Source organism: Streptomyces sp. NPDC101490, assembly GCF_044767145.1.
GTDB lineage: Bacteria > Actinomycetota > Actinomycetes > Streptomycetales > Streptomycetaceae > Streptomyces.
Window position 1 is genome coordinate 114,332 of the sequence record NZ_JBIWNI010000005.1, and the last position, 20,469, is coordinate 134,800.

The following is a 20,469-nucleotide window of genomic DNA, read 5'->3' on the forward strand; positions in this document are numbered from 1 at the left end:
GCGGCCCGTGGGGCCCCCTTTTTGGGGGGTGCGCCCCCTTTTTGGGGGGCCGGGGGGGGGGTGTGGCGGTCATGGGGGGGCGGGGCCGCGCCGCGCGCCCCCGCCCCACCTCGGGGTTCGGGAGGGACGGGCGGGTCAGCTCAGGGCCAGCCAGGCGACGGCCGCCAGGACGACGATCACCGCGACCACGCCCACGATCAGCCCGACCTTCGGGCCGCTCGACGCGGCGGCCGCCGCCTGCGGCTGCTGTCGCTGCGGGGTGCCCTCGTCGACGAAGGCGCGGAACATCTGGGTGCTGCCGGCGGAGTCGTAGGAGCCCTCGGGGCCCTGACCCTGGCCCTGGCCGTACGGTGCTTGGGGGTTGTGTGCCATGGCCAGGACCCTAGCGAAGGACCGGTGGCGGGCCCAAGCCCCGTCCCCCCACCCCGGTCGGACGGGGGCGAGGAGCACACGGCCCAGCCCGGCCCAACGGGTGTGCGAGGCGCCCGGACCCCGCCTTTGCCCATTCTTTAGCGCTGTTTGACCGATTTAGTTTGCCTGAAGCAACCATCAATCTCTATCGTTGCCCTAAGCAACAACATCGATGGGGTGGCCGATGGACCGAGGCAATCTGTACGAGAACCTCGCCCGCCAGGTGAGCGCCATCGGTGCCGTGAAACGCGGACTCTCGCGGACCCTGCCCGCCGAATGTCCCGGCGGATCCGCGATCGTCCTCGCCCTGCTGCACCACCACGGCGACATGCGGATCGGCCGGGTGTCCGAACTGATGGCCGTCGACATGTCGGTCAGCAGCAGGCACGTGGCCCACACCGTGGACCGGGGCTGGGTGGAGCGACTGCCCGATCCCGCCGACAAGCGCTCCCGCATCCTCCATCTGACCCCCGCGGGCGACGAAATGCTCGCCACCCTCGACCGACGGCTGACCGCCATGCTCGCCCGCACCCTCGCGGAGTGGTCCGACGAAGACGTCGAGCTGCTCACCGTCCTGCTCGCCCGCCTCCGCGACGCCTTCGGAGACTGCCGGGCCCACCACGCTTGAGAACGAAGGAAGTTGATGGCTACCACCACACCTGACACCGGTGTGCGCGGCGGGAGCGCCCAGGAAGGGGACTCCGCCACCGGCGGCGCCCCGATGACGCACAAGCAGATCATGGAGGCGCTGTCCGGGCTGCTGCTCGGCATGTTCGTCGCCATCCTGTCCTCGACGATCGTCTCCAACGCCCTTCCGCAGATCATCACCGATCTGGGTGGTGGCCAGTCCGCCTACACCTGGGTCGTCACCGCGGCCCTCCTGGCGATGACCGCGACCACCCCGCTCTGGGGCAAGCTCTCGGATCTCTTCTCCAAGAAGCTGCTCGTCCAGATAGCCCTGCTCATCTACGTCGCGGGCTCGGTCGTCGCGGGTCTCTCGCAGAGCACCGGGATGCTCATCGCCTGCCGTGTCGTGCAGGGCATCGGCGTCGGCGGTCTGACCGCCCTCTCCCAGATCATCCTGGCCGCGATGATCGCCCCGCGCGAACGCGGCCGGTACAGCGGCTACCTCGGCGCGACCTTCGCCGTGGCGACCGTCGGCGGTCCGCTGCTCGGCGGCGTGATCACCGACACCGACTGGCTCGGCTGGCGCTGGTGCTTCTACGTCGGCGTGCCCTTCGCGCTCATCGCCCTGTTCGTCCTGCAGAAGACCCTGAAGCTGCCGGTCGTGAAGCGTCAGGTCAAGGTCGACTGGGCGGGTGCGTTCTTCATCAGCGCCGCCGTGTCGCTGCTCCTCGTCTGGGTCACCTTCGCCGGTGACAAGTACGACTGGATGTCCTGGCAGACGGCCGTCATGGTGCTCGGAGCGGTCGCGCTCGGCGCGGTCTTCGTGTTCGTCGAGTCCCGGGCGAGCGAGCCGATCATCCCGCTCCGTCTCTTCCGCAACCGCACCATCACCCTCGCCTCGCTGGCCTCGCTCTTCGTGGGCGTCGCGATGTTCGCGGGCACGGTCTTCTTCAGCCAGTACTTCCAGCTGGCGCGGAACGAGTCGCCGACGATGTCCGGCGTCCTGACCATCCCGATGATCGCGGGCCTGTTCGTCTCCTCCACGGTCTCCGGTCTGGTCATCACCAGGACCGGCCGGTGGAAGGCGTGGCTGGTCTCCGGCGGCGCCCTCGCGACCGGCGGTCTGGGCCTGCTCGGCACGATCCGCTACGACACGGCGTACTGGCACATCGCGCTCTTCATGGCGGTGCTCGGCCTGGGCATCGGCATGATGATGCAGAACCTGGTGCTCTGCACCCAGAACCAGGTGGCCCCCGCCGACCTCGGCGTCGCCTCCTCCGTCGTCACGTTCTTCCGCTCCCTCGGCGGCGCGGTCGGTGTCTCGGCGCTGGGCGCGGTCATGGCCCACCGGGTCACGGACTACGTCAAGGAGGGCCTGGCCGAGCTGGGTCCGAAGGCGGCCGGTGCGATGGGCCAGGGCGGCGGTGGCATCCCCGACATGGACGCGTTGCCGCCCCCGATCCGCACGGTCATGGAGAGCGCGTACGGGCACGGCGTCGCGGACGTCTTCCTCTACTCCGCGCCGTTCGCGCTGCTGGCCTTCGTGGTGACGCTGTTCATCAAGGAAGTCGCGCTGAAGAGCAACAGCACGGTGAAGGCCGCCGAGGAGGCCTGACAGAAGCTCCCGGCCGCGCTTCGAGCGGAGGCACGGCCGGGTCGGGTACGGAGCGGCGGGCAGGGGACGGCCCGCCGCTCCGTCACGTTCTCCGGAGTCTTCTCATGGGGTCCCCGGCTCCGTGGTTCTCCGGGGCCTTCTCAGGGTCCCGGCTCCGCGGGCCGTACGGAGTCCTCCCGTACGGCTCCGCCCGTCACCGCTCGGTAGAGGCCTTCCGTGTGGCCCCGCCCGTCACTCCTCGACGGAGGCCTCCGTACGGCCCCGTTCGACCATGACCTCGATGCCCGCGATCAGCACCTCCAGGGCGTAGTCGAAGTCGCGGTCCCAGATGGCGGTGACGCTCCCGTGCGAGGCGCGCTCGTCGAGGATGTCCGCCATCGGCGCCAGCGCCTCGACGAACGCCGGGTCGTCACGGAAGGCCCTGACCGACTGCCCGTAGAAGTCGTCCTGGGACATCCCCGCCTCCGCCGCCCGGCGTTCGAACTGGGACTCGATGGTCCCGTAGCCGTAGACGAACTGGAAGACCGCCGAGGTCGCGCTCGGCTGACGGGCGATCGGGAGCCCGGTGTCCCGGATCGATCCATGGATCTTGGAGCCGACGGCGATCGCGGCGGGTCCGATGTTCAGGTACTGGCCGGCGAGCGGCGACATCCACGGGTGGCGGACCAGCATCCGGCGGTAGTCCAGGGCGAGCGCCCGGACGCGTTCCCGCCAGTCCCCGGCCGCGTCGATCGCGGCCAGGTCGATCTCCCCGTACACCATGTCGACCGCGAACTCGATGATGTCGTCCTTGGTGTCCACGTACCAGTAGAGCGACATCGCGGTGACGCCCAGCTCGGCGGCGAGCCTGCGCATCGACAGCTTCGCCAGGCCGTCCTCGTCGAGCATCCGGACCGCCGCGCCGACGATCCGGTCGCGGTCGAGCCCGGCCGGGCCCCCGCCCGCGCGGGGTGCCCGTTCCTCCAGCCAGACGCTGGAACGCGCCGGGTTCCTGGCCCGGTCCGCTGCCTTGACCATCGCGTTCCTCCGTCTGTCAGCGCTCGGTCACCATGCTATGCAGCGACCGCCGACCGCTCCGCCCCCGCCTCGTTGCGTTCCGCGCGCCGGAGCAGCGCCGCCGAGACCAGACCGCCCGCGAGAACGGCGACGGCGCCGACCAGCTGGCTGGTCTGGAGACCGGAGGCGAAGGCGTCGGAGATCTGCCGCCGCTCGGCCTCGGACCCGGCGGCGGCCAGCGCGGCCGGGAGGGAGGCGGCGGTGACCGCGACGAGGGCGGCGAAGCGGGCGTTCAGGACCGCGCCGAGGACGGCGACGCCGAGACCGTTGCCGAACTCGGCCAGCGTGCCGTTGATCCCGGCGCCCACGCCCGCCTTCTCCGGCGGGATCGAGCTCATGATCGCGTTGGCCATGGCCGGGGAGGAGACGGCGATGCCGCCGCCCATCAGGACCAGACCGAGCAGCATCCCGGCGTAACCGCCGTCGGTGCCGCCGCCGAGCAGGGCGATCGAGGCGAGGCCACCGGCCACCAGGGTCATGCCGAGGACGACGGTGGGCGGGGTGCCCAGCTTCATGACGATCCTCGGGCCGATGCCGGTCAGGTTGAGGCCGACGATGGTCAGCGCGAGCGGCGCCATCCGCAGACCCGCCTCCAGGGGCTCGTAGCCGAGCACGAACTGGAGGTGCTGGGTGAGCAGGAAGAGCGAGCCGCCCATGCCGAAGACGACCAGGAGCGAGCCGCCGATGGCACCGATGAACTTCTGGTTCCGGAAGAAGTGCATGTCGAGCATGGGGTACGGGGTGCGCAGCTCCCACAGCGCGAAGGCGGTGAGGGAGCCGAGCCCGACGGCGGCGGGGACCAGCACCTCGACGGAGGTCCAGCCGTGCTCGGGGCCGGTGATGATCGCGTAGACGACACCGGTCATGCCGAGGGTGGAGAGCAGCGCGCCGGGCACGTCGGGCCGCTCGCCCTGCGGATTCTTCGACTCCGGTACGAGCCTGAGGACGGCGACCAGGGCCAGCACCGCGATCGGGATGTTGATCAGGAAGATCATTCCCCACCAGAAGTGGTTGAGGATGACTCCGCCGATCAGCGGCCCGCCCGCGAACCCGAGCGAGGAGACCGTCGACCAGAGCGCGATGGCCTTGACCCGCTCGGAGTCGTCGAAGATCTGCATGATCACGGCGAGGGTGGTGGTCATCAGGATCGCGCCGCCGACGCCCATGCCCGCGCGGGCGGCGATCAGCTGGCCCGTGGAGTCGGCGAGTCCGGCGGCGAGCGAGCCGAGGCCGAAGAGCGCGAGGCCGATCGCGAGCAGCTTCTTGCGTCCGTAGCGGTCGGCCGCGTTGCCCGCCGTCAGCAGCAGTCCCGACTGGACGAGCGAGTACGCGTTGATCATCCACTGGATGTCGGTGGTGGTCGCGTGGAGTTCCGAGGTCAGCGACGGGATGGCGACGCTGAGCACGGTGTTGTCGAGCAGCACGGTGAGCTGGGCGAGGCAGATGACGCCGAGGATCAGCCAGCGCTGCGGATGGCTACCGCCGGTGGGCGGCTGTGAGGTCGCGGCGGTGGTCGCCGTCATGGGCAGGACTCCTTGTACGGTGTACGAGGCCAGGGCTCGTACACCGTACAAGAGTCTCTCTTACGGCGTACAGGGATTTACTTCGGCCGGGTCAGGTCGTAGAAGGTGGCACCGCCGACCGTGACCTTCTCGAAGTTCTCCGCGACCCACGAGGAGATCTCCGCGTTGCCGCCGGGACCTCCGCCGAAGCCACCGGCCCGGGTCCGTGCGCCGTCGCTCTGGCCGACTTGGCCACCCTGATCTGTCTGATCTCCCTGATCCGCCTGGCTTCCCCGACTGCTCTGGCTGCTCTGGCTGCTCTGGCGGCTCTGCCCTCCCTGGCCGGTCTGGCCGCCCTGGCCGGTCTCTCCGCTTCGGCCGCCCGGGCCGCTCTCGCCACCGCCGATGAAGTAGTGGATCTCTCCCTGGGCCACGTACTCCTTGAACCGGGCGAGCGTCGGGGACGGGTCGCTGCCGTTGAAGCCGCCGATCGCCATCACCGGTTTCTCGGTGGCGAGCTGATAGCCGGCCGCGTTCTGCGCACCGACCGTGGCCGCGACCCAGGTGTAGGAGTCGGCGTCCACGAGCAGGGCGGACTTCGCCTCCGCGCCGACGCTCACACCGTCGAGGAGACCGCCCATGCCGCCGCCGGGGCCCTCGCCCCCGGGCGCCCCGGGAAGCATTCCCGGGGACATGCCCGGCGGCATCCCCTGCGGCCCTCCGCCACCGCCCGGCGCCTGCCCCTGCGCACCCTGGCTCTGGCCCGGCAGCCCCGGGAACCCGTACGGCATCGCCGTGCCCCGGCCGCCCGGCCCCCGCATCCCGCCGAACCCGGCCCCCGCAGGACCCGCCGTCACGATCGAGCCCCGGTGCCCGGTGTCCACCGTCGCCAGGGTGTACGCGAACGGCCCCGCGAGCCCCGCCGCGAGGCCGAGCCCCGCCGCGCCGAGGCCGATCCGCCGGTCCACGCGTCCGGCGAGCAGCAGCCCGAGCGCCGCCACCAGACCCACCGTCAGCACCGCCCAGCGCAGCCACGGCAGCCACTCCGGCGTACGGCCCAGGAGCACCCAGCCCCAGTACGCGGTCGCCCCCGCCGTCACCGCGAGGGTCACCGGGGCGAACAGCCCGGTGCGCTCCTCCCAGAGCACCACCGCGCCCATGCCGACGAGCGCCGCGAGGTACGGGGCCAGGGCCACCGTGTAGTACTCGTGGAAGATGCCCGCCATGAAGCTGAACACGGCCAGCGTGACCAGCAGACAGCCGCCCCACACCAGGAACGCGGACCGGGCCGTGTCCGTCCGGGACGCCCGCCGGGTCACGACGAGCCCCGCGACGAGCAGGATGAGCGCGGCGGGCAGGAGCCAGGAGATCTGGCCGCCGACCGAGTCATTGAACATCCGGCCGATCCCGGTCTCGCCCCAGCGGCCGCCGCCCGCGCCGCCCGGACCGCCGCCGACGCTGCCGGTCTCCTCGCCGTTGATGCGGCCGAGACCGTTGTAGCCGAAGGTCAGCTCCAGGAAGCTGTTGTTCTGCGAGCCTCCGACGTACGGCCGGGAGGACGCGGGCCACCGCTCGACGAGCGCCACCCACCAGCCCGCCGACACCAGCAGCGCGAGCCCGCCGAGCGCCAGCCGCCCCAGCCTGCGCCCGAACCCGCCCGGCGCGCACACCAGATAGACCAGGGCGAGCGGCGGCAGGACCAGAAAGGCCTGGAGGGTCTTCGCGAGGAACGCGAAGCCCAGCGCGACCCCCGCCGCCACGAGCCACTTCGTCGCGCCCCGGTCCTCTTCGAGGGCGCGCAGCACCGCGTACACCGCCACCGTGGTCAGGAGGGCGAGCAGCGCGTCCGGGTTGTTGAAGCGGAACATCAGCGCGGCCACCGGGGTGAGCGCCAGGACCGTGCCCGCGAGAAGCCCCGCCGCCGCGCCGAACCGGCGCCGAACCGCCGCGTGGAGCACGCCCACGGTGGCGACGCCCATGAGGACCTCGGGCACCAGGATCTGCCAGGACCCCAGCCCGAAGAGGCGGACCGAGAGGGCCATCGGCCAGAGCGCGGCCGGCGGCTTGTCGACGGTGATCGCGTTGGCCGCGTCGAGCGAGCCGAAGAAGAAGGCCTTCCAGCTCGCGCCGCCCGCCTGGACCGCCGCCGAGTAGAAGGAGTTGGCGTAACCGGAGGCGCTCAGGTTCCACAGGTACAGGACCGTGGTCACGGCGAGCAGCCCGAGGAGGGCGGGCCGGGCCCAGGGCGCGTCCTCGGCCCGGCCCCGCCAGAGCCGGGCGGCCCGTCCGGGGGCGGGAGCCCCGGCGGACGGCGGGATCACGGGTGGGATGCCGGCGCCCGGAGCCGGGAGGGGTGTCGTCGTCATCGGCCGTTCCTTGCGGTGGACCGCTCGGGGAAGACCCAGAGCCGGAAGAGGAGGAAGCGCAGCACCGTCGCCGCGAGATTGGCGACGACCAGCACGGCGAGTTCGGTCGAGTGCCCGGGATCACCGGTCGCCGTGTCGAGGGCGGCCAGCGATCCACTGGTCAGGGCGAGGCCGATGGCGAAGACCACGAGGCCCTGCGCCTGGTGGCGGACCGCCCGGTCCCGGCCCCGCACCCCGAAGGTGAGCCGCCGGTTGGCCGCCGTGTTGGCGACGGCGGAGACGAGGAGGGCGGCGGCGTTGGCGAGCTGCGGGCCGAGCCCCAGCCGGAATGCCGAGTACAGGGCCAGATAGCAGAGCGTGGACAGCGCCCCGACCACGCAGAAGCCCACCAGCTGCCGGGCGAGACCGCCGGGCACACCGTTCAGCTCACGGTCCCGGGGGTCGTCCCCGAAGGGCCGGGCGAGCCGGTCGAGCGGCAGCGAACCCGTGGCGAGGGCCCGCCCCACCCGCCACACGCCCTTCAGGTCGTCGGTGGCCGTCCGCACGATGCGCACGGTCGACTCGGGGTCGTCGACCCAGTCGACCGGCACCTCGTGGATGCGCAGCCCGGCCCGCTCGGCGAGGACGAGCAGCTCGGTGTCGAAGAACCAGCCGGTGTCCTCGACCATCGGCAGCAGCCGTTCGGCGACGTCCCGCCGTATCGCCTTGAACCCGCACTGCGCGTCAGAGAACCGGGCGGCCAGCGAACCGCGCAGGATCAGGTTGTAGGCGCGCGAGATCAGCTCCCGCTTCGGCCCGCGCACCACCCGCGAGGAACGGGCCAGCCGGGAGCCGATGGCCAGGTCGGAGTGGCCGGAGATGAGCGGCGCGACCAGCGGCAGCAGAGCGTTGAGATCGGTGGACAGATCGACGTCCATGTACGCCAGGACCGGTGCGTCGGAGTCCGACCACACCGTACGCAGCGCCCGCCCGCGCCCCTTCCGCTCGAGGCGTACGGAGCGCACCTCGGGCACTTCGGCGGCGAGGGCGGCGGCGAGGACCGGGGTGGAGTCGGTGGAGGCGTTGTCGGCGACCGTGATGCGGAAGCCGTACGGGAAGGTCCGGGAGAGGTGTTCGTGGAGCCCCCGGACACAGGGCTCCAGGTCCTTCTCCTCGTTGTAGACGGGGATCACCACGTCCAGGACGGGCCGTCCGGCCGGATGCACCGGCAGGTGCTCCCGGGCGGGAAGCGTGCCGGACAGGGGCCCCGCGATCGTTGGGGTACGCATACGGGGACCCTCGCGGGGCCCGCTGTCACGGCTGTGTGATCAGCCTGTGGCCCGCCTGTGAGCGGGTGGCGCCCGGGAGCAGAACGGTGAACACGGTCCGGCCCGGGGCGCTCTCGACGCTCACCTCCCCGTCGTGCGCGACGACCACCGCGCGGACGATGGCGAGCCCTAGCCCGGTGGACCCGGCGGTGCGGGAGCGGGAGGCGTCGCCGCGCGCGAACCGCTCGAAGACGGTGGGCAGCAGGGCGGGCGGGATGCCGGGGCCGTCGTCCTCGATCTGGACGGCGACGGTGTCGGTCCCGGGACGGACCCGTGCGGTGACCCGGGTCCCGGCCGGAGTGTGGGTACGGGCGTTGGCGAGCAGGTTGACGAGGACCTGGTGGAGCCGGGCTCCGTCGGCGGGGACGGAAGGCCCGCCGTCCTCGGGCAGTTCGAGGATCCAGTGGTGCTCGGGACCGGCGGCGCGGGCGTCGCTCACCGCGTCCACGACCAGCGGCACGAGGTCGGTCGGCCCGTACGAGAGGGGGCGTCCGGCGTCCAGCCGGGCCAGCAGCAGCAGATCCTCCACCAGACCCGTCATCCGGGTCGCCTCCGACTCGATCCGGCCGAGCGCGTGCCGGGTGTCGGGCCCGCACTCCTCCCGGCCACGCCGGGTCAGCTCCGCGTACCCACGGATCGAGGCGAGCGGGGTCCGCAGTTCATGGCTGGCGTCCGCGACGAACTGCCGCACCCGGGTCTCGCTCTGCTGACGGGCGTCGAGCGCCGAGTGGACGTGGTCCAGCATCCGGTTGAGTGCCGCGCCGACCTGACCGACCTCGGTCCTCGGATCGGCCTCCGCCTCCGGGACGCGCTGGTGCAGCGCCACCTCACCGCTGTGCAGCGGCAGCCGGGCGACCTGACGGGCGGTGACGGCGACCCGCCGCAGCGGGCGCAGGGCGACCCCGACGAGCACGCTCCCGGCGAGCGAGGCCGCGACGAGGCCCGCGCCGGTGACGCTCAACTCGACGACGACCAGGGTGGAGAGGGCGTCCTCGACCCCGGCGAGCGGAATACCGGCGAGGAAGGCACCACGGCCGCCCTCCGCGAAGACGACCCGGTACGAGCCGAGCCCGCCGGGCAGCTCCACGGTGTGCGGCTCGCCGTCGCGCGGGACGGCGTCGAGCGCGGCCCGCTGGGCCCCGTCGAGCCCCTTGATCGGGAAGCGCGGGCCCTCCGTCCCGCCGCTCCCCGCGACCTCCGTCGAATACCCGGCGGAGGAGACGCCGTCGTCGCTCAGCACGGCGCCGAGGCTCCCGATCGGGACACCCGGCCCGCCGAGGAAGGCGAGCGGCTCCCGCTCAGGGGCGGGGCCGGGCGTCGGCATGACCATCGGCGGTCCCGCGGCCCGCTGGGCCAGACCGTCGATCTGCTCGTCGGCCTGGGCGTAGAGGTACGAGCGGAACGCGATCGCCGTGACCGTGCCGATCACGGCCGCGACGACCGCGATCAGGGCGACGGCGGCGACGACCAGCCGGGTCCGCAGCGACCACGGCCGCCGCCCCGCCCTGGCGGACACCGCTGACTACTCGCCCGGCTTGATGAGATATCCGGCCCCGCGCCGGGTGTGGATCATCGGCGTCCGGCCCGCGTCGATCTTCCGCCGCAGATAGGAGATGTACAGCTCGACGACATTGGCCTGGCCACCGAAGTCGTACGACCAGACGCGGTCGAGGATCTGCGCCTTGCTCAGGACCCGGCGCGGATTGCGCATGAGGTAGCGCAGCAACTCGAACTCGGTCGCGGTGAGATGGATGGAGACCCCACCCCGGGTGACCTCGTGACTGTCCTCGTCCAGCGTGAGGTCCCCGACGACGAGCACCGACTCGCTGCGCGCGAGCACCGCCCCCGACCTGCGGACGAGTCCCCGCAGCCGGGCCACGACCTCCTCCAGGCTGAAGGGCTTGGTGACATAGTCGTCGCCGCCCGCCGTGAGCCCGGCGATCCGGTCCTCCACGGCGTCCTTCGCGGTCAGGAACAGCACCGGCACATCGGGCAGCTCCCGCCGGATGCGCCCGAGCAGGCTCAGCCCGTCGACATCGGGCAGCATGACGTCGAGGATCACGGCATCCGGCCGGAACTCACGCGCGGTGCGCAGGGCGGCGGTACCGTCCCCGGCGCTGCGCACCTGCCAGCCCTCGTACCGCAGGGCCATCGAGAGCAGTTCGGCCAGTGACGCCTCGTCGTCGACGACGAGCACACGGACGGCGGTTCCGTCGGCGCGGAGCAGATCGGCACGGGTGCCGCTTCGGGTGCTCGTGCGGGATGTGGTGACGGTCATGGGCCCACGCTCTCGGCCGCCGCTGAGAGGCCCCTTGCCCTTTCCTGTGAATTGCCTGAGAAACACCCCTGAGGTTTCACGTGAAACGACGGGCGCCTTGTTTCACGTGCTTGTTTCACGTGAAACGGCGGACCCGCGGCCCCTGCGACGGCGGGCCCTCGACGTCAGGGAGAGCGGTGGGCCCCTGGCGTGAGCTCGAACAGCGCGGCCCCGTTCTCGTACAGGACGCCCCGGAGCCAGTCGTCGCCGAACCCGAGACGTTCCAGGGCCCGGATCTGATGCGCGTACGGATACGGGATGTTCGGGAAGTCGGAGCCAAGCAGGATGCGGTCGCCGAAGTGCACGAGCCGCTTCAGCTCCCCCTCGGGGAAGGGCGCGAGCCGCTCGCTGAAGTCGGTGAAGGCCATGGTGGTGTCCAGGAACACGCCCTCGTACCGCTGCGCGAGATCGAGGAAGTCCCCGTACTCCGGCATCCCCATGTGGGCGACGATCACCCGCAGCCGGGGGTGCCGGGCGAGCAGCCGCGCCATGGGACCGGGACCGGTGAACGGGCCCGGAGCGGGACCGGAGCCGCAGTGGACGACGGTCGGGGTGCCGTTGTCGGCGAGGGTTCCCCAGACGGCGTCCAGCCGGCTGTCCGTCGGGTCGAAGCCGCCGACCTGGAGGTGCGCCTTGAAGACCCGGGCCCCGGCGTCGAGCGCCCGGCGCACGTAACGGTGGACACCCGGCTCGGGGAAGAAGGTCGCGGTGTGCAGACAGTCGGGAGTGCGGGCGGCGAAGTCCGCGCCCCAGGCGTTCAGCCACTCCGCCATGCCGGGCTTGTGCGGGTAGAGCATCGCGGTGAAGGCGACCGTGCCGAAGCCGCGCAGGAGCGCGAGCCTGCGGTCCTCCTCCTCGCGGTAGGTGATGGGCCACTCGATACCGGTGAGCGGGCCGACGCCGTCGAAGTAGGCCCAGACCTTGTCGAGGACGTTCTGCGGCATGAAGTGCGTGTGCACATCGACGAGCCCAGGAATCCCGAGCCGCTCGACGAGGGCGGGGATGTCGGTGAGAGCGGGTCCCGGTGGGGGGACGGGGTTACGGTCCCGGACCGGGCCCGGGGCCGGGGCGAGATGGTGGTGCGGGTCCGGAGTGAGGGTGTGGTCCGTGCCCGTGCCCGGGGCAGGGGTGGGGGCAGGGGTGGGGGGCCCGGAGCTGTCGGAGGTCCGGGGGTCGTCGCCCCCGGCGGTGCCGCTACTCGCGCTCAAAGCCGTAGCTCCGCTCGACCCTGCCGATGTGGACGCTGTAGCTCGCGTACCAGTGCTCCCGCCCGTGTTCCTTGGCGGCCCTGTGCTCGGCGTCGAGGCGCCAGGCGTCCAGCGACTCCAGATCGCGGAAGTAGGCGACGGTGATGCCGATGCCGATGCCCCCGGGCGTACGGGCGGACTCGTAGCCGAGGAAGCCGGGGACCGCGCTGACGACCTCCTTGAGCCGGGAGGCGGTCTCGGCGTACCCCTCGGGGGCGTCGGGCCGGACGGAAGTGAACACGGCGGTGTAGTAGGGCGGTTCGAGGCCCGCCACCAGCTGGGGAGTCATGTGATCACCCTCGCCGGGCCGGGACGCGGATGTCCACGCCGCCCCGGGAAAGGGATCCAAGACTTTACGAAGGAGGACGCGGCGGTGGAGCCGGCCGCCGGGCCGTCGGACCGCCAGGCGTCCGAGAAGCACGGTCCCGGGGCCTGTTGGTCTGACGGGGCTGGTGGTCCGACGGGGCTGGTGGTTCGCAGCAGGACTGGTGGTCCGGCGGGCCTGGTGGTCCGGCGGGACCGTCAGAACAGCTCTCCCTGGGCACCCGGGTCGGTGGCCGGGACCGCGACCGGCGATACCGGAACCGAGAGGCCCTCGTCGTCCCCGGCGCTCCGGAGCGCCCACCCGCCCATCAGCCGTGTGTCCAGGGCGAGACAGCGGCCGTCGGGAACGAGCAGATGCAGATCGGGCCCGGCGGCGGCCAGCAGCCGTCCGGTGACGACACCTCCGTCGGCCAGCTCGGTGACCGTGCCCGCGAGCGGCGGCAGACCGTCGAGCCCGAAGGCCCCCGCGTGGTCGTGCGGCGCGCACTCCAGGGGCTCCAGGGTCTCCGACCAGCCGCCGACCTCCCGCGCCCGCCGGTACAGCTCCAGGACCTCCGCCACACGCTCGGGAGCGGGCGGCAACGCGTGTCTGACCGCCCGCTTCCGCTCGTACGCGACCCGGTCGGGCACGCCCAGGGCCTGCCGCAGCACCTCCTCGGTGCGCCGTGCGGCCATCAGCGGCCCCCGCCCCAGCCAGCCGAACGTGACGGCGCCCTGTTCGAGGAGCCGGGTCGCGCCCCGCGCCTCGGCGGTGATCCCCACCTTGGTCATGCCGGGCCCGAACCAGGCCAGGTACACGCGGTACGGCCGCGGATCGTCCAGGAAGGTGTCGGCGGCGACGGAACGGGCCCGGTCGAGCCGGGCGCACTCGGGGCACCGGCCGCCGGTGGACCGTCCTGCCACGGCCGCCCCCAGGGGACACGGGTTCTCCCGGGCGCCCGGACAGCGCCGTACCCCCACGGCCCGGAAGGCCAGCCGACGCCCCTGGACGAGGGGGCTGACCCGCCCGCCCCGCCACCGGAGGCCGGGGGTCCCCCCGGCCCAGCCGATCCCCCGGCACCACCACTCCACGACGCCCGCTCCTCCTAAGCTCCCCGGATGCCCAGTCTCCGGCACATCCGCTTCCAGTCCCCGACGAGGAGCCCGCGGGGCCACCGGCCCGGCGTCTTCGGCCTGGCCAACGCGCTGGCCCGCGAGGGCCTGCTCTCCGCCGACGAGTACGCGGTCTGGCGGGCCTCGAACGACTAAAGGGTGTTGCAGAAGGCTCAGTTCTGGGCATTTTCCCTGTATGGGTGGGGTGCTGCGGGCTGAGCCGGTGTGGGTGGAGACATTCACGGGTTTGCGGATCGACCGGTTCGCGAAGCTGGTGAGAGTGGTCAAGGAGCGGGGCGGGAACGGACCGGGTGGCGGTCGGCCGTGGTGTCTTCCGCTGGCGGACCGGGTGCTGCTGGTGGCCGTGTACTACCGCACGAACCTCACGATGCGGCAGCTCGGGCCGCTGTTCGGTGTCTCGCCGGCGACGGTGTGCAGGGTCGTCCGGCGGCTCCGTCCGCTGCTGGCGCTCGAGCGGGCTCCGCGGCCGCCGGCGGACACCGAACGGCTGTGGATCGTGGACGGCACTCTCATTCCGGTCCGCGACCGTAAGGCCGGCGCCTCGTCCCGCAACTACCGGTACTCCGCGAACGTGCAGGTCATCATCGACGCGGACACCCGCCTGGTCATCGCGGCGGCCAGGCCGGCGCCGGGCAACAAGGCCGACGCGCACGTCTGGCGGGAGTCGGACCTGCCCGCCCTGGCGGCGGGCACGACGGTCATCGCGGACGGCGCCTACCTCGGCACCGGTCTGATCGTCCCGCACCGCAAGAGAGCCGGCCGTCCCCTCCTGCGCGGGCAGGAGGAGGACAACGCCGGGCACCGAAGGGTGCGAGCCCGTGTCGAGCACACCTTCGCCCGGATGAAGAACTGGAAGATCCTGCGCGACTGCCGGCAGCGAGGCGACGGACTTCACCATGCCGTCCAGGCCGTCGCCGCCATGCACAACCTCGCCATGACACAGTGAAACAGCAGATCAGACACCGCCTCGGCCTACCCAAGCCGAACCTTCTGCAACAGCCTTTAGTACGACACGCACGTCCCGAACCCGTCGACGGTGGACCCGGCGGTCTACGACCCGGGGGTGAACCCGGGTGCCGCCGCCTGGTTCCTCCCGACGGCGACCGAGGCCCTGGCCCGGGTCGCCCCGTACCTGCGCATCCTGCGGGACCACGGGGTGCCCTGCGTACGTCTGGAGTCGGCGGACCCGGGCCGGATCGTCTACGCGGACGGATACCAGGTGGTGGCGGTGGCGCCACGCGGCGGCGGCGGGACGTAGAGCCGGGGCCGGACGCCGGACCGACCGTTCAGGGCAGGACGTAGATCCGGGCCCCGTCCGGGTCCGGTTCGCCCACCTCCCTCATGCAGCCCCGCTCGATCAGGAGCCGTACACAGTCCCGTACGCGCTCGCAGGAGAGCCCGGTGCGGCTCGTGACGTCCTGCGGCCGGTAGCGGACCCCGCCCCGGACGAGCGCGGGCGCCAGGCAGCTGGCGACCGTCCGCACGTCCCCGGTGATCGCCCAGGACTCCACGAGCTCCTGGGGGTCGAGCATGACGACGGCGCCGGTGCGCTGGCGGGGCACGGCAAGCCGCCCAAGGGAGTCGGCGACCCTTGAGAGGCTGCGCCGCGTCTCGCGCAGCAGCTCCGCGTACTCGGCGTGCTCGACATGGGCGGCGGCCCGCTCGTCGAAGCGGCCCTCCAGCCGGACGAGGACGTCGAGCAGTTCCCGCGGCAGGACGAACCCGGCGTACACGGGCGAGGGCTGGAGTCCGTAACCGCCGGTCCGCTGCACCGAGGCCACCACCTCCGCCGTCCACGCCCGGAACGCCGCCGCCTGAGGCTTCCGGCACGCCCCGACGAGCTGCACGAGTCCCCGGAGGTTCACCATCCGCGTCGACGCCCTGATCCCCGTCCGGCCGAGATGGTCCACGCCGTCGGTGAGCTCCCGCGCCGACGCCAGGCACTCCGGAGGAAGCGCCACGGTCCGCAGCACCTCCCGGCTCCCCCCGTAGCCGAGCCTCTTCGCCACGTCCACCACCGGGAACCAATGGCCGCCGCCGGGCGCGGTCAGCCGCCGCAGGGGCCCGCCGGTGGCGACGTGCGCCAAGTCGTCGATGTCGATCGCGTCCATCGCTCATCACCTCCGCCACGCAAGGTAGGCCGAGGGCATATTCAACTGACATGCAAATCAGACAGGTTCACCCAAAAGGGGAGGCCTCCCGAGGATTCCCAGGAGACCTCCCCACCGCCGAGGCGCCTTACTTGGCGACGAACTGCGTGAGGATCGCCTGCACCTCGTAGATGTCGACGCCCTTGGTGAAGGTCTTCTGCACGGGCAGCTGGCTGCCCGAGATCCAGATCTTCAGCTCGGCGTCCAGGTCGAAGGTACCGGCGGTCTCGACCGCGAAGTGCGTGATGCTCCGGTACGGGATCGAGTGGTATTCGACCTTCTTGCCGGTGATGCCCTGCTTGTCGACCAGCACGAGCCGCCGGTCGGTGAAGAAGATGGTGTCGCGGATCAGCAGGTACGCGGCGTGCACCTGCTCCCCCGGCCCGAGCAGCCGCGCGTAGTCCTGCTGCGCCTGCGCCGGATCGATCGCGTGCGCGTTCCCGAAGAGTGCCATGCCCCTACCCCCATATGGATGAGAAAGAACGATCATCCGATCCGAACCGGTATGAGGGCAAGAGATCGGCCACACCGCGTGTCGGCACGACGGCCCGCCCACGGATGCCCCGGAATGCCGAGCGACCCCGGCCTCCTGGTGGAGGACGGGGTCCCGGGACGTGCCCTGGCGTGCGCTTGCGGGTCGGATCAGGTCAGTACGAGCCAGATCGAGTCAGCTCTGATCCGATCTGATCGTCGCTTCGGATCGGGTCGGATCAGAAGGTCACGGTGCCGCCGTTGCGGTTGAACCAGCCCTTGAAGCCCCAGTTGATCCAGCCGCCGTCACCGGTGTTCTTGAAGGTGCCGCCCGCACCGAAGATCCAGACGCCGTAGTAGACGCTGCCGAACTTGACGTTGGCGTAGAGCTTGACGCTGCCGAGGCTGTCCTCGTACCCCTGGCTCAGGTTGAAGACCATCACGTTGTACTGCCCGCCCGCCGCGTCGAAGACCTTGTCGACCGCCTGCTGGACGAAAGTGCCGCGGTCGTCGGTGTTGATGCTCTTGATCGCGCTCTCGACGGCCGCCTTGTACGGGGCGTCGCCGTGCATCGTGACGATCGGGGCGATACCGAGGGCGTTCACCTCGCCGGGCTGGGCGGCCTGCGCCGCGGCGGGGGCGGAGGTCGAGGTGCGGGCCTTCTCGGGCCCCTTGTCGGCGGCCTGGGCCGGGAGCGCGGCGACGGCGGTCATGGCGAGGGAGGCGAGGGTGACACCGGCGAGAGAGGTCATACGGCGCATGATGCGAACTCCTGTTCGAGTGAAAGGGAAGGGTGGGGTGCGGAAGAGAAACGGGGAGGGGAGGGGGGAAGGCTCGGGGTGGTGCGGCGTCACCAGGACCGGTGGAAGGTCACGTTGCCGCCGTTGCGGTCGAACCAGCCCCTGAAGGCCCAGTTGATCCAGCCGCCGTCGCCGTGGTTGGTGAAGGTGCCGGACTCGAAGACGATGACCCGGTAGGTGCCGTAGTCGCTCTTGATCCGGGCGTCGAACTGCACGCCGTGGAGGTTCGTCGAGATCGAGTTGGCGTTGTTGATGACCATGACGTTGTAGCGCTGGCCGGCGTCGTAGAAGGCACCCTCCATGAGGGACTTCACGTAGCCCTCGCGGTTCTGCTTCTTCTCCAGGGACGCCACGGTGATGTTGTAGACCTTCTCCGCGAGACCGATGACCGCGACGATGACCTCGACGGCGACCGCGAAGCCCTGCGTCTTCGGCGGGGCGAGCTGGCCCTTGAGCGCCGCCGTGTTCACGACCGGACCGGGAGCGGCGTACGAGGCCGGGGCCGGGGCGGCGGACACGGAGGCGGCGTACGAGGCGGTCGAGGGCAGCAGGACACCGGCGGCGACGACGGCGCTGATGACGGTGAGGGCGGCGCGCTTACGGTTCTTCATCTCGGATTCTCTTTCTCTCGGTGTTCTCATGAAGTGGATTCGAACGAATTTCGGACGAACTTCGGACAGATCCCGGACGAATTTCGGACGGACGGGATTCGCCGGAAGGAAGATGTTCTTTCGGGCAGCGAGGAGTGCCCTTTCGGTCATGCCGCTCGATGCGACAGACCCCGATGATGGGAAGCGAATATCGAGCTTCGGACAATTCGCGGAACCATGGTGCCGTCCGGGAAACCGGGATGCCACGTCACCAGGAGGTGGTGAGGTGATCGAGTACGTCGTCGGGGGACGAGCTACGGGGACGGCCGGGCCGGGGGGCCTCGGAAGTCCTGCGGTCCGTCAGCCGTCCGACCGCGAGGGCCAGGGCGAATCCGGCCCCGATCCCCAGGAGCGCCGCCAGCCGCAGGGACCTTCCCGTGGCTGCCGTACCGCTGCCGCACGAGGCGACGAGGCGGCTCCCGCCCGGGGCGTACGGGGGGCGTGAGATCCGGCGCGAGCGGTGGACCCCGGTTGTTCCATTGGTCACGTGAGGACTTTCGGGCAGGTGGTGGCGGGGCTGCTCCACTCGGTGTCGTCGGGATTGTTCTTGCATTTCTCGACGGCCTGGGCGGAGATCCGACCGGATTCCCCGGCGGAACCCAGAGCGGAGGACACGGCGCCGGCACCGGCGCCGACCATGCTCACCGTCAGAGCGGCGGCGCACATGAATCGCATGAGCTTCATGGTGTTCTCCCTGGTCTGGTTCCGGTTTCCCGGGGTTTCCCTCTTCGGTGATTCAAGAATCGCCCGGAAGTAATGGCGGGACCAGTGCGTCGAGGCGTCATCAACGTGCCTGGCACCAAAGAGAGGGGGGTAAACATGACCAAACCGATGGAAACCGATGCCCTGGACGGCCCGGACAGCGGGCCCCCGACCCCGGAATCCCCGAATCCACCCGAGCGACGGCCGGGCCGACAGCAAAAGGACACGGAGCGGCCGGACCCAGGAGAGAAGAACGGGACGAGGAGCACGACCACGTACCCGGGCACGGACGCGAAGACGGCCCCGGACGCGGGCGCAGGCGCGACCCCAGCCCCGGGCACGGACATGGGCACGGCCACACCTCCGCCCCCACCACCGTCCCCATCCGAACCCCCTCCCTTGTCCCCCTCCCCCTCTCCCCCTCCCCCTCCGAAATCGCCGCCCGAGGACTTCACCCTCACGGACGGCTTCGACACCACGACAGTGGGGCTCTACTCCCACCTGCTGCGTCACGGCCCCGCGCCGCTGACCGCCCTGGCGGGCGCCCTCGGCCTGTCGCCGCAGCGGACGGGGGAGGCGGCGGCGGTACTGGCCCGCCACCGCCTCCTCACCCACGCGGAGGAGGAGCCGGAGGGCCCCTGGCACGCCATCAGCCCGTACGCGGCCGCCGCCGAACTCGTCGGCCCGGAGGAGAGCAGGCTGCGCCGTCGGCTGGAGGCCCTGGAACGCGCGCGGGCGCGGCTCGACTCCCTCGCTCCGCTGTACGAGGACGCCCGGCGGGGCGGCGGGGACTCGGCGGCGGTCGAGACGGTGTCGTCACGGGACCGGGTGATGCTCCTGATCGCCGACGCGGCGGCCCGCTGCACGAAGGAGGTGCTCACCGTCCAGCCCGGCGGCGGACGCCCGGTGGGACACCTGGAGCGGGCGCTGCCCAGGGATCTGGAGATGCTGCGCAGGGGCGTGCGGCTGCGCACGCTCTACCAGCACACGGCCCGCTACAGCCCCGGGACGCAGGAGTACGTGGCGGCGGTGATCGAGGCGGGCGCGGAGGTGCGGACGCTGGGCGAACTCTTCGGCAAGATGGTCGTGTTCGACCGGGCGCTGGCGTTCCTGCCGGTCTGGGACGACCCGGACGCGGCCGTCGTCCTGCGCGAGCCGTCGGCGGTCGCGTTCCTCTGCTCGGTCTTCACCCACGCCTGGAACCTGGCGGAGCCGTTCTCGACCTCGTACTCGACGACGACGTCGATCCAGCTGCGGGACACGATCGCGGCCCGTCTGGTCACCGGCGCGAAGGACGAACAGATCGCCCGCAGACTGGGCATGTCCCTGCGCACCTGCCGCCGCCACATCGCCCAGCTGATGGAGGAACTGGGCGCCGAGAGCCGCTTCCAGGCGGGCTACCTCCTGGCCCTCCGCTCCCGGGACCCCGCCCACACACCCCCGGAGGCATCGACGGGCCCGTGAGACCGGGCCGCCCACGAAGCCCCGAGAAAACCGCCGGACGGGCCACTGAGGGCCGCAGCCGATCGAAGGGACGACGCCCTGGGAGAGGAGCATCCGCCGGAAGGCTAGAACAGGTCGACCGACTGAACGCCGACGACAACCAGGAAGACCGCCCCCAGAAAACCTGCGATGAGCCTCAGCGCATCCGGGGTGAACCTCGGATCCAACCCGTCACCGGGCGCTCGCCGTGCCACCAGGTCGTAGGCCCTCAGCCCAAGGTTGCGGTAGTCGAACGCGATGAGGAGCGCACCGACGCTGAACGCCAGCGGCAACAAGAGCGGTATCCAGTCACCCATGCACGGTCTCCC

Annotated in this window: 23 protein-coding genes; 6 read left to right on the plus strand and 17 right to left on the minus strand. The window is 71.5% G+C overall.

Features of this window, described 5'->3' with window-relative positions:
- Positions 1-135: 135 nt before the first annotated feature.
- Complete coding sequence (locus ACIRQY_RS13565) at positions 136-372, minus strand: hypothetical protein (RefSeq protein WP_351789688.1); 237 nt, start codon at positions 370-372, stop codon at positions 136-138.
- A gap of 223 nt (positions 373-595) precedes the next feature.
- Here ACIRQY_RS13565 and ACIRQY_RS13570 point away from each other — a divergent pair, with 223 nt between their 5' ends.
- Positions 596-1,039, plus strand: a complete 444-nt coding sequence (locus ACIRQY_RS13570; RefSeq protein WP_351789685.1) for a MarR family winged helix-turn-helix transcriptional regulator — start codon at positions 596-598, stop codon at positions 1,037-1,039.
- 15 nt (positions 1,040-1,054) lie between these two features.
- A complete protein-coding gene (locus tag ACIRQY_RS13575; protein WP_403924881.1) occupies positions 1,055-2,653 on the plus strand; it encodes an MDR family MFS transporter in 1,599 nt (532 codons plus the stop codon).
- A gap of 231 nt (positions 2,654-2,884) precedes the next feature.
- Here ACIRQY_RS13575 and ACIRQY_RS13580 read toward each other — a convergent pair whose 3' ends face one another.
- From ACIRQY_RS13580 to ACIRQY_RS13620, 9 genes are all read right to left on the minus strand, one after another.
- The gene (locus ACIRQY_RS13580) at positions 2,885-3,670 is read right to left on the minus strand and encodes a TetR/AcrR family transcriptional regulator (protein WP_403924884.1); all 786 of its coding nucleotides are present in this window, start codon (positions 3,668-3,670) and stop codon (positions 2,885-2,887) included.
- A gap of 35 nt (positions 3,671-3,705) precedes the next feature.
- Positions 3,706-5,232 (minus strand): MFS transporter, encoded by a 1,527-nt coding sequence (locus ACIRQY_RS13585; RefSeq protein WP_351789677.1) that lies wholly within the window; start codon positions 5,230-5,232, stop codon positions 3,706-3,708.
- Positions 5,233-5,309: 77 nt separating this feature from the next.
- Complete coding sequence (locus ACIRQY_RS13590; protein ID WP_403924888.1) at positions 5,310-7,577, minus strand: ArnT family glycosyltransferase; 2,268 nt, start codon at positions 7,575-7,577, stop codon at positions 5,310-5,312.
- Positions 7,574-8,845 carry a glycosyltransferase gene (locus tag ACIRQY_RS13595; RefSeq protein ID WP_403924891.1) on the minus strand — a complete coding sequence of 424 codons (1,272 nt, stop codon included), beginning with the start codon at positions 8,843-8,845 and terminating at the stop codon, positions 7,574-7,576. The genes ACIRQY_RS13590 and ACIRQY_RS13595 overlap by 4 nt, the downstream gene beginning before the upstream one ends.
- A gap of 25 nt (positions 8,846-8,870) precedes the next feature.
- On the minus strand, positions 8,871-10,400 hold the full coding sequence (locus tag ACIRQY_RS13600) for a sensor histidine kinase (RefSeq protein ID WP_403924894.1): 1,530 nt from the start codon (positions 10,398-10,400) through the stop codon (positions 8,871-8,873).
- 6 nt (positions 10,401-10,406) lie between these two features.
- On the minus strand, positions 10,407-11,162 hold the full coding sequence (locus tag ACIRQY_RS13605) for a response regulator transcription factor (RefSeq protein ID WP_351789666.1): 756 nt from the start codon (positions 11,160-11,162) through the stop codon (positions 10,407-10,409).
- Between the two features lie 164 nt (positions 11,163-11,326).
- The gene (locus tag ACIRQY_RS13610; protein ID WP_351789916.1) at positions 11,327-12,205 is read right to left on the minus strand and encodes an amidohydrolase family protein; all 879 of its coding nucleotides are present in this window, start codon (positions 12,203-12,205) and stop codon (positions 11,327-11,329) included.
- A 190-nt stretch (positions 12,206-12,395) separates the two neighbouring features.
- Positions 12,396-12,737 carry an antibiotic biosynthesis monooxygenase family protein gene (locus ACIRQY_RS13615; protein WP_403924897.1) on the minus strand — a complete coding sequence of 114 codons (342 nt, stop codon included), beginning with the start codon at positions 12,735-12,737 and terminating at the stop codon, positions 12,396-12,398.
- Between the two features lie 233 nt (positions 12,738-12,970).
- The gene (locus ACIRQY_RS13620; protein ID WP_403924899.1) at positions 12,971-13,843 is read right to left on the minus strand and encodes a DUF2797 domain-containing protein; all 873 of its coding nucleotides are present in this window, start codon (positions 13,841-13,843) and stop codon (positions 12,971-12,973) included.
- Between the two features lie 27 nt (positions 13,844-13,870).
- On the opposite strand from ACIRQY_RS13620, the gene ACIRQY_RS13625 reads away from it, so the two are divergent.
- From ACIRQY_RS13625 to ACIRQY_RS13635, 3 genes are all read left to right on the plus strand, one after another.
- Positions 13,871-14,020 (plus strand): hypothetical protein, encoded by a 150-nt coding sequence (locus tag ACIRQY_RS13625; protein WP_403924902.1) that lies wholly within the window; start codon positions 13,871-13,873, stop codon positions 14,018-14,020.
- A gap of 40 nt (positions 14,021-14,060) precedes the next feature.
- Positions 14,061-14,831, plus strand: a complete 771-nt coding sequence (locus ACIRQY_RS13630) for a transposase (RefSeq protein WP_403924905.1) — start codon at positions 14,061-14,063, stop codon at positions 14,829-14,831.
- Positions 14,832-14,921: 90 nt separating this feature from the next.
- Positions 14,922-15,143, plus strand: a complete 222-nt coding sequence (locus ACIRQY_RS13635; protein ID WP_403924908.1) for a hypothetical protein — start codon at positions 14,922-14,924, stop codon at positions 15,141-15,143.
- A 28-nt stretch (positions 15,144-15,171) separates the two neighbouring features.
- Here the strand turns inward: ACIRQY_RS13635 and ACIRQY_RS13640 are convergent, their stop codons facing one another.
- The 6 genes from ACIRQY_RS13640 to ACIRQY_RS13665 all read right to left on the minus strand — a co-directional run bounded on the left by ACIRQY_RS13640 (position 15,172) and on the right by ACIRQY_RS13665 (position 18,640).
- Complete coding sequence (locus tag ACIRQY_RS13640; protein WP_403924911.1) at positions 15,172-15,996, minus strand: BRO family protein; 825 nt, start codon at positions 15,994-15,996, stop codon at positions 15,172-15,174.
- Positions 15,997-16,123: 127 nt separating this feature from the next.
- Positions 16,124-16,489 (minus strand): PH domain-containing protein, encoded by a 366-nt coding sequence (locus ACIRQY_RS13645; protein ID WP_327163245.1) that lies wholly within the window; start codon positions 16,487-16,489, stop codon positions 16,124-16,126.
- 256 nt (positions 16,490-16,745) lie between these two features.
- Complete coding sequence (locus ACIRQY_RS13650) at positions 16,746-17,258, minus strand: stress protein (RefSeq protein WP_403924914.1); 513 nt, start codon at positions 17,256-17,258, stop codon at positions 16,746-16,748.
- A gap of 98 nt (positions 17,259-17,356) precedes the next feature.
- The gene (locus tag ACIRQY_RS13655; RefSeq protein ID WP_351783077.1) at positions 17,357-17,917 is read right to left on the minus strand and encodes a stress protein; all 561 of its coding nucleotides are present in this window, start codon (positions 17,915-17,917) and stop codon (positions 17,357-17,359) included.
- 247 nt (positions 17,918-18,164) lie between these two features.
- Positions 18,165-18,443, minus strand: coding sequence for a hypothetical protein (locus ACIRQY_RS13660; RefSeq protein ID WP_351783079.1), 279 nt, complete (start codon positions 18,441-18,443; stop codon positions 18,165-18,167).
- A complete protein-coding gene (locus ACIRQY_RS13665; protein ID WP_351783081.1) occupies positions 18,440-18,640 on the minus strand; it encodes a hypothetical protein in 201 nt (66 codons plus the stop codon). Before ACIRQY_RS13665 ends, ACIRQY_RS13660 begins: the two co-directional genes overlap by 4 nt.
- 501 nt (positions 18,641-19,141) lie before the next feature.
- On the opposite strand from ACIRQY_RS13665, the gene ACIRQY_RS13670 reads away from it, so the two are divergent.
- Positions 19,142-20,122, plus strand: a complete 981-nt coding sequence (locus ACIRQY_RS13670) for a LuxR C-terminal-related transcriptional regulator (protein ID WP_403924919.1) — start codon at positions 19,142-19,144, stop codon at positions 20,120-20,122.
- Positions 20,123-20,226: 104 nt separating this feature from the next.
- Here ACIRQY_RS13670 and ACIRQY_RS13675 read toward each other — a convergent pair whose 3' ends face one another.
- Positions 20,227-20,457, minus strand: coding sequence for a hypothetical protein (locus tag ACIRQY_RS13675; protein ID WP_403924922.1), 231 nt, complete (start codon positions 20,455-20,457; stop codon positions 20,227-20,229).
- Positions 20,458-20,469 lie beyond the last annotated feature (12 nt).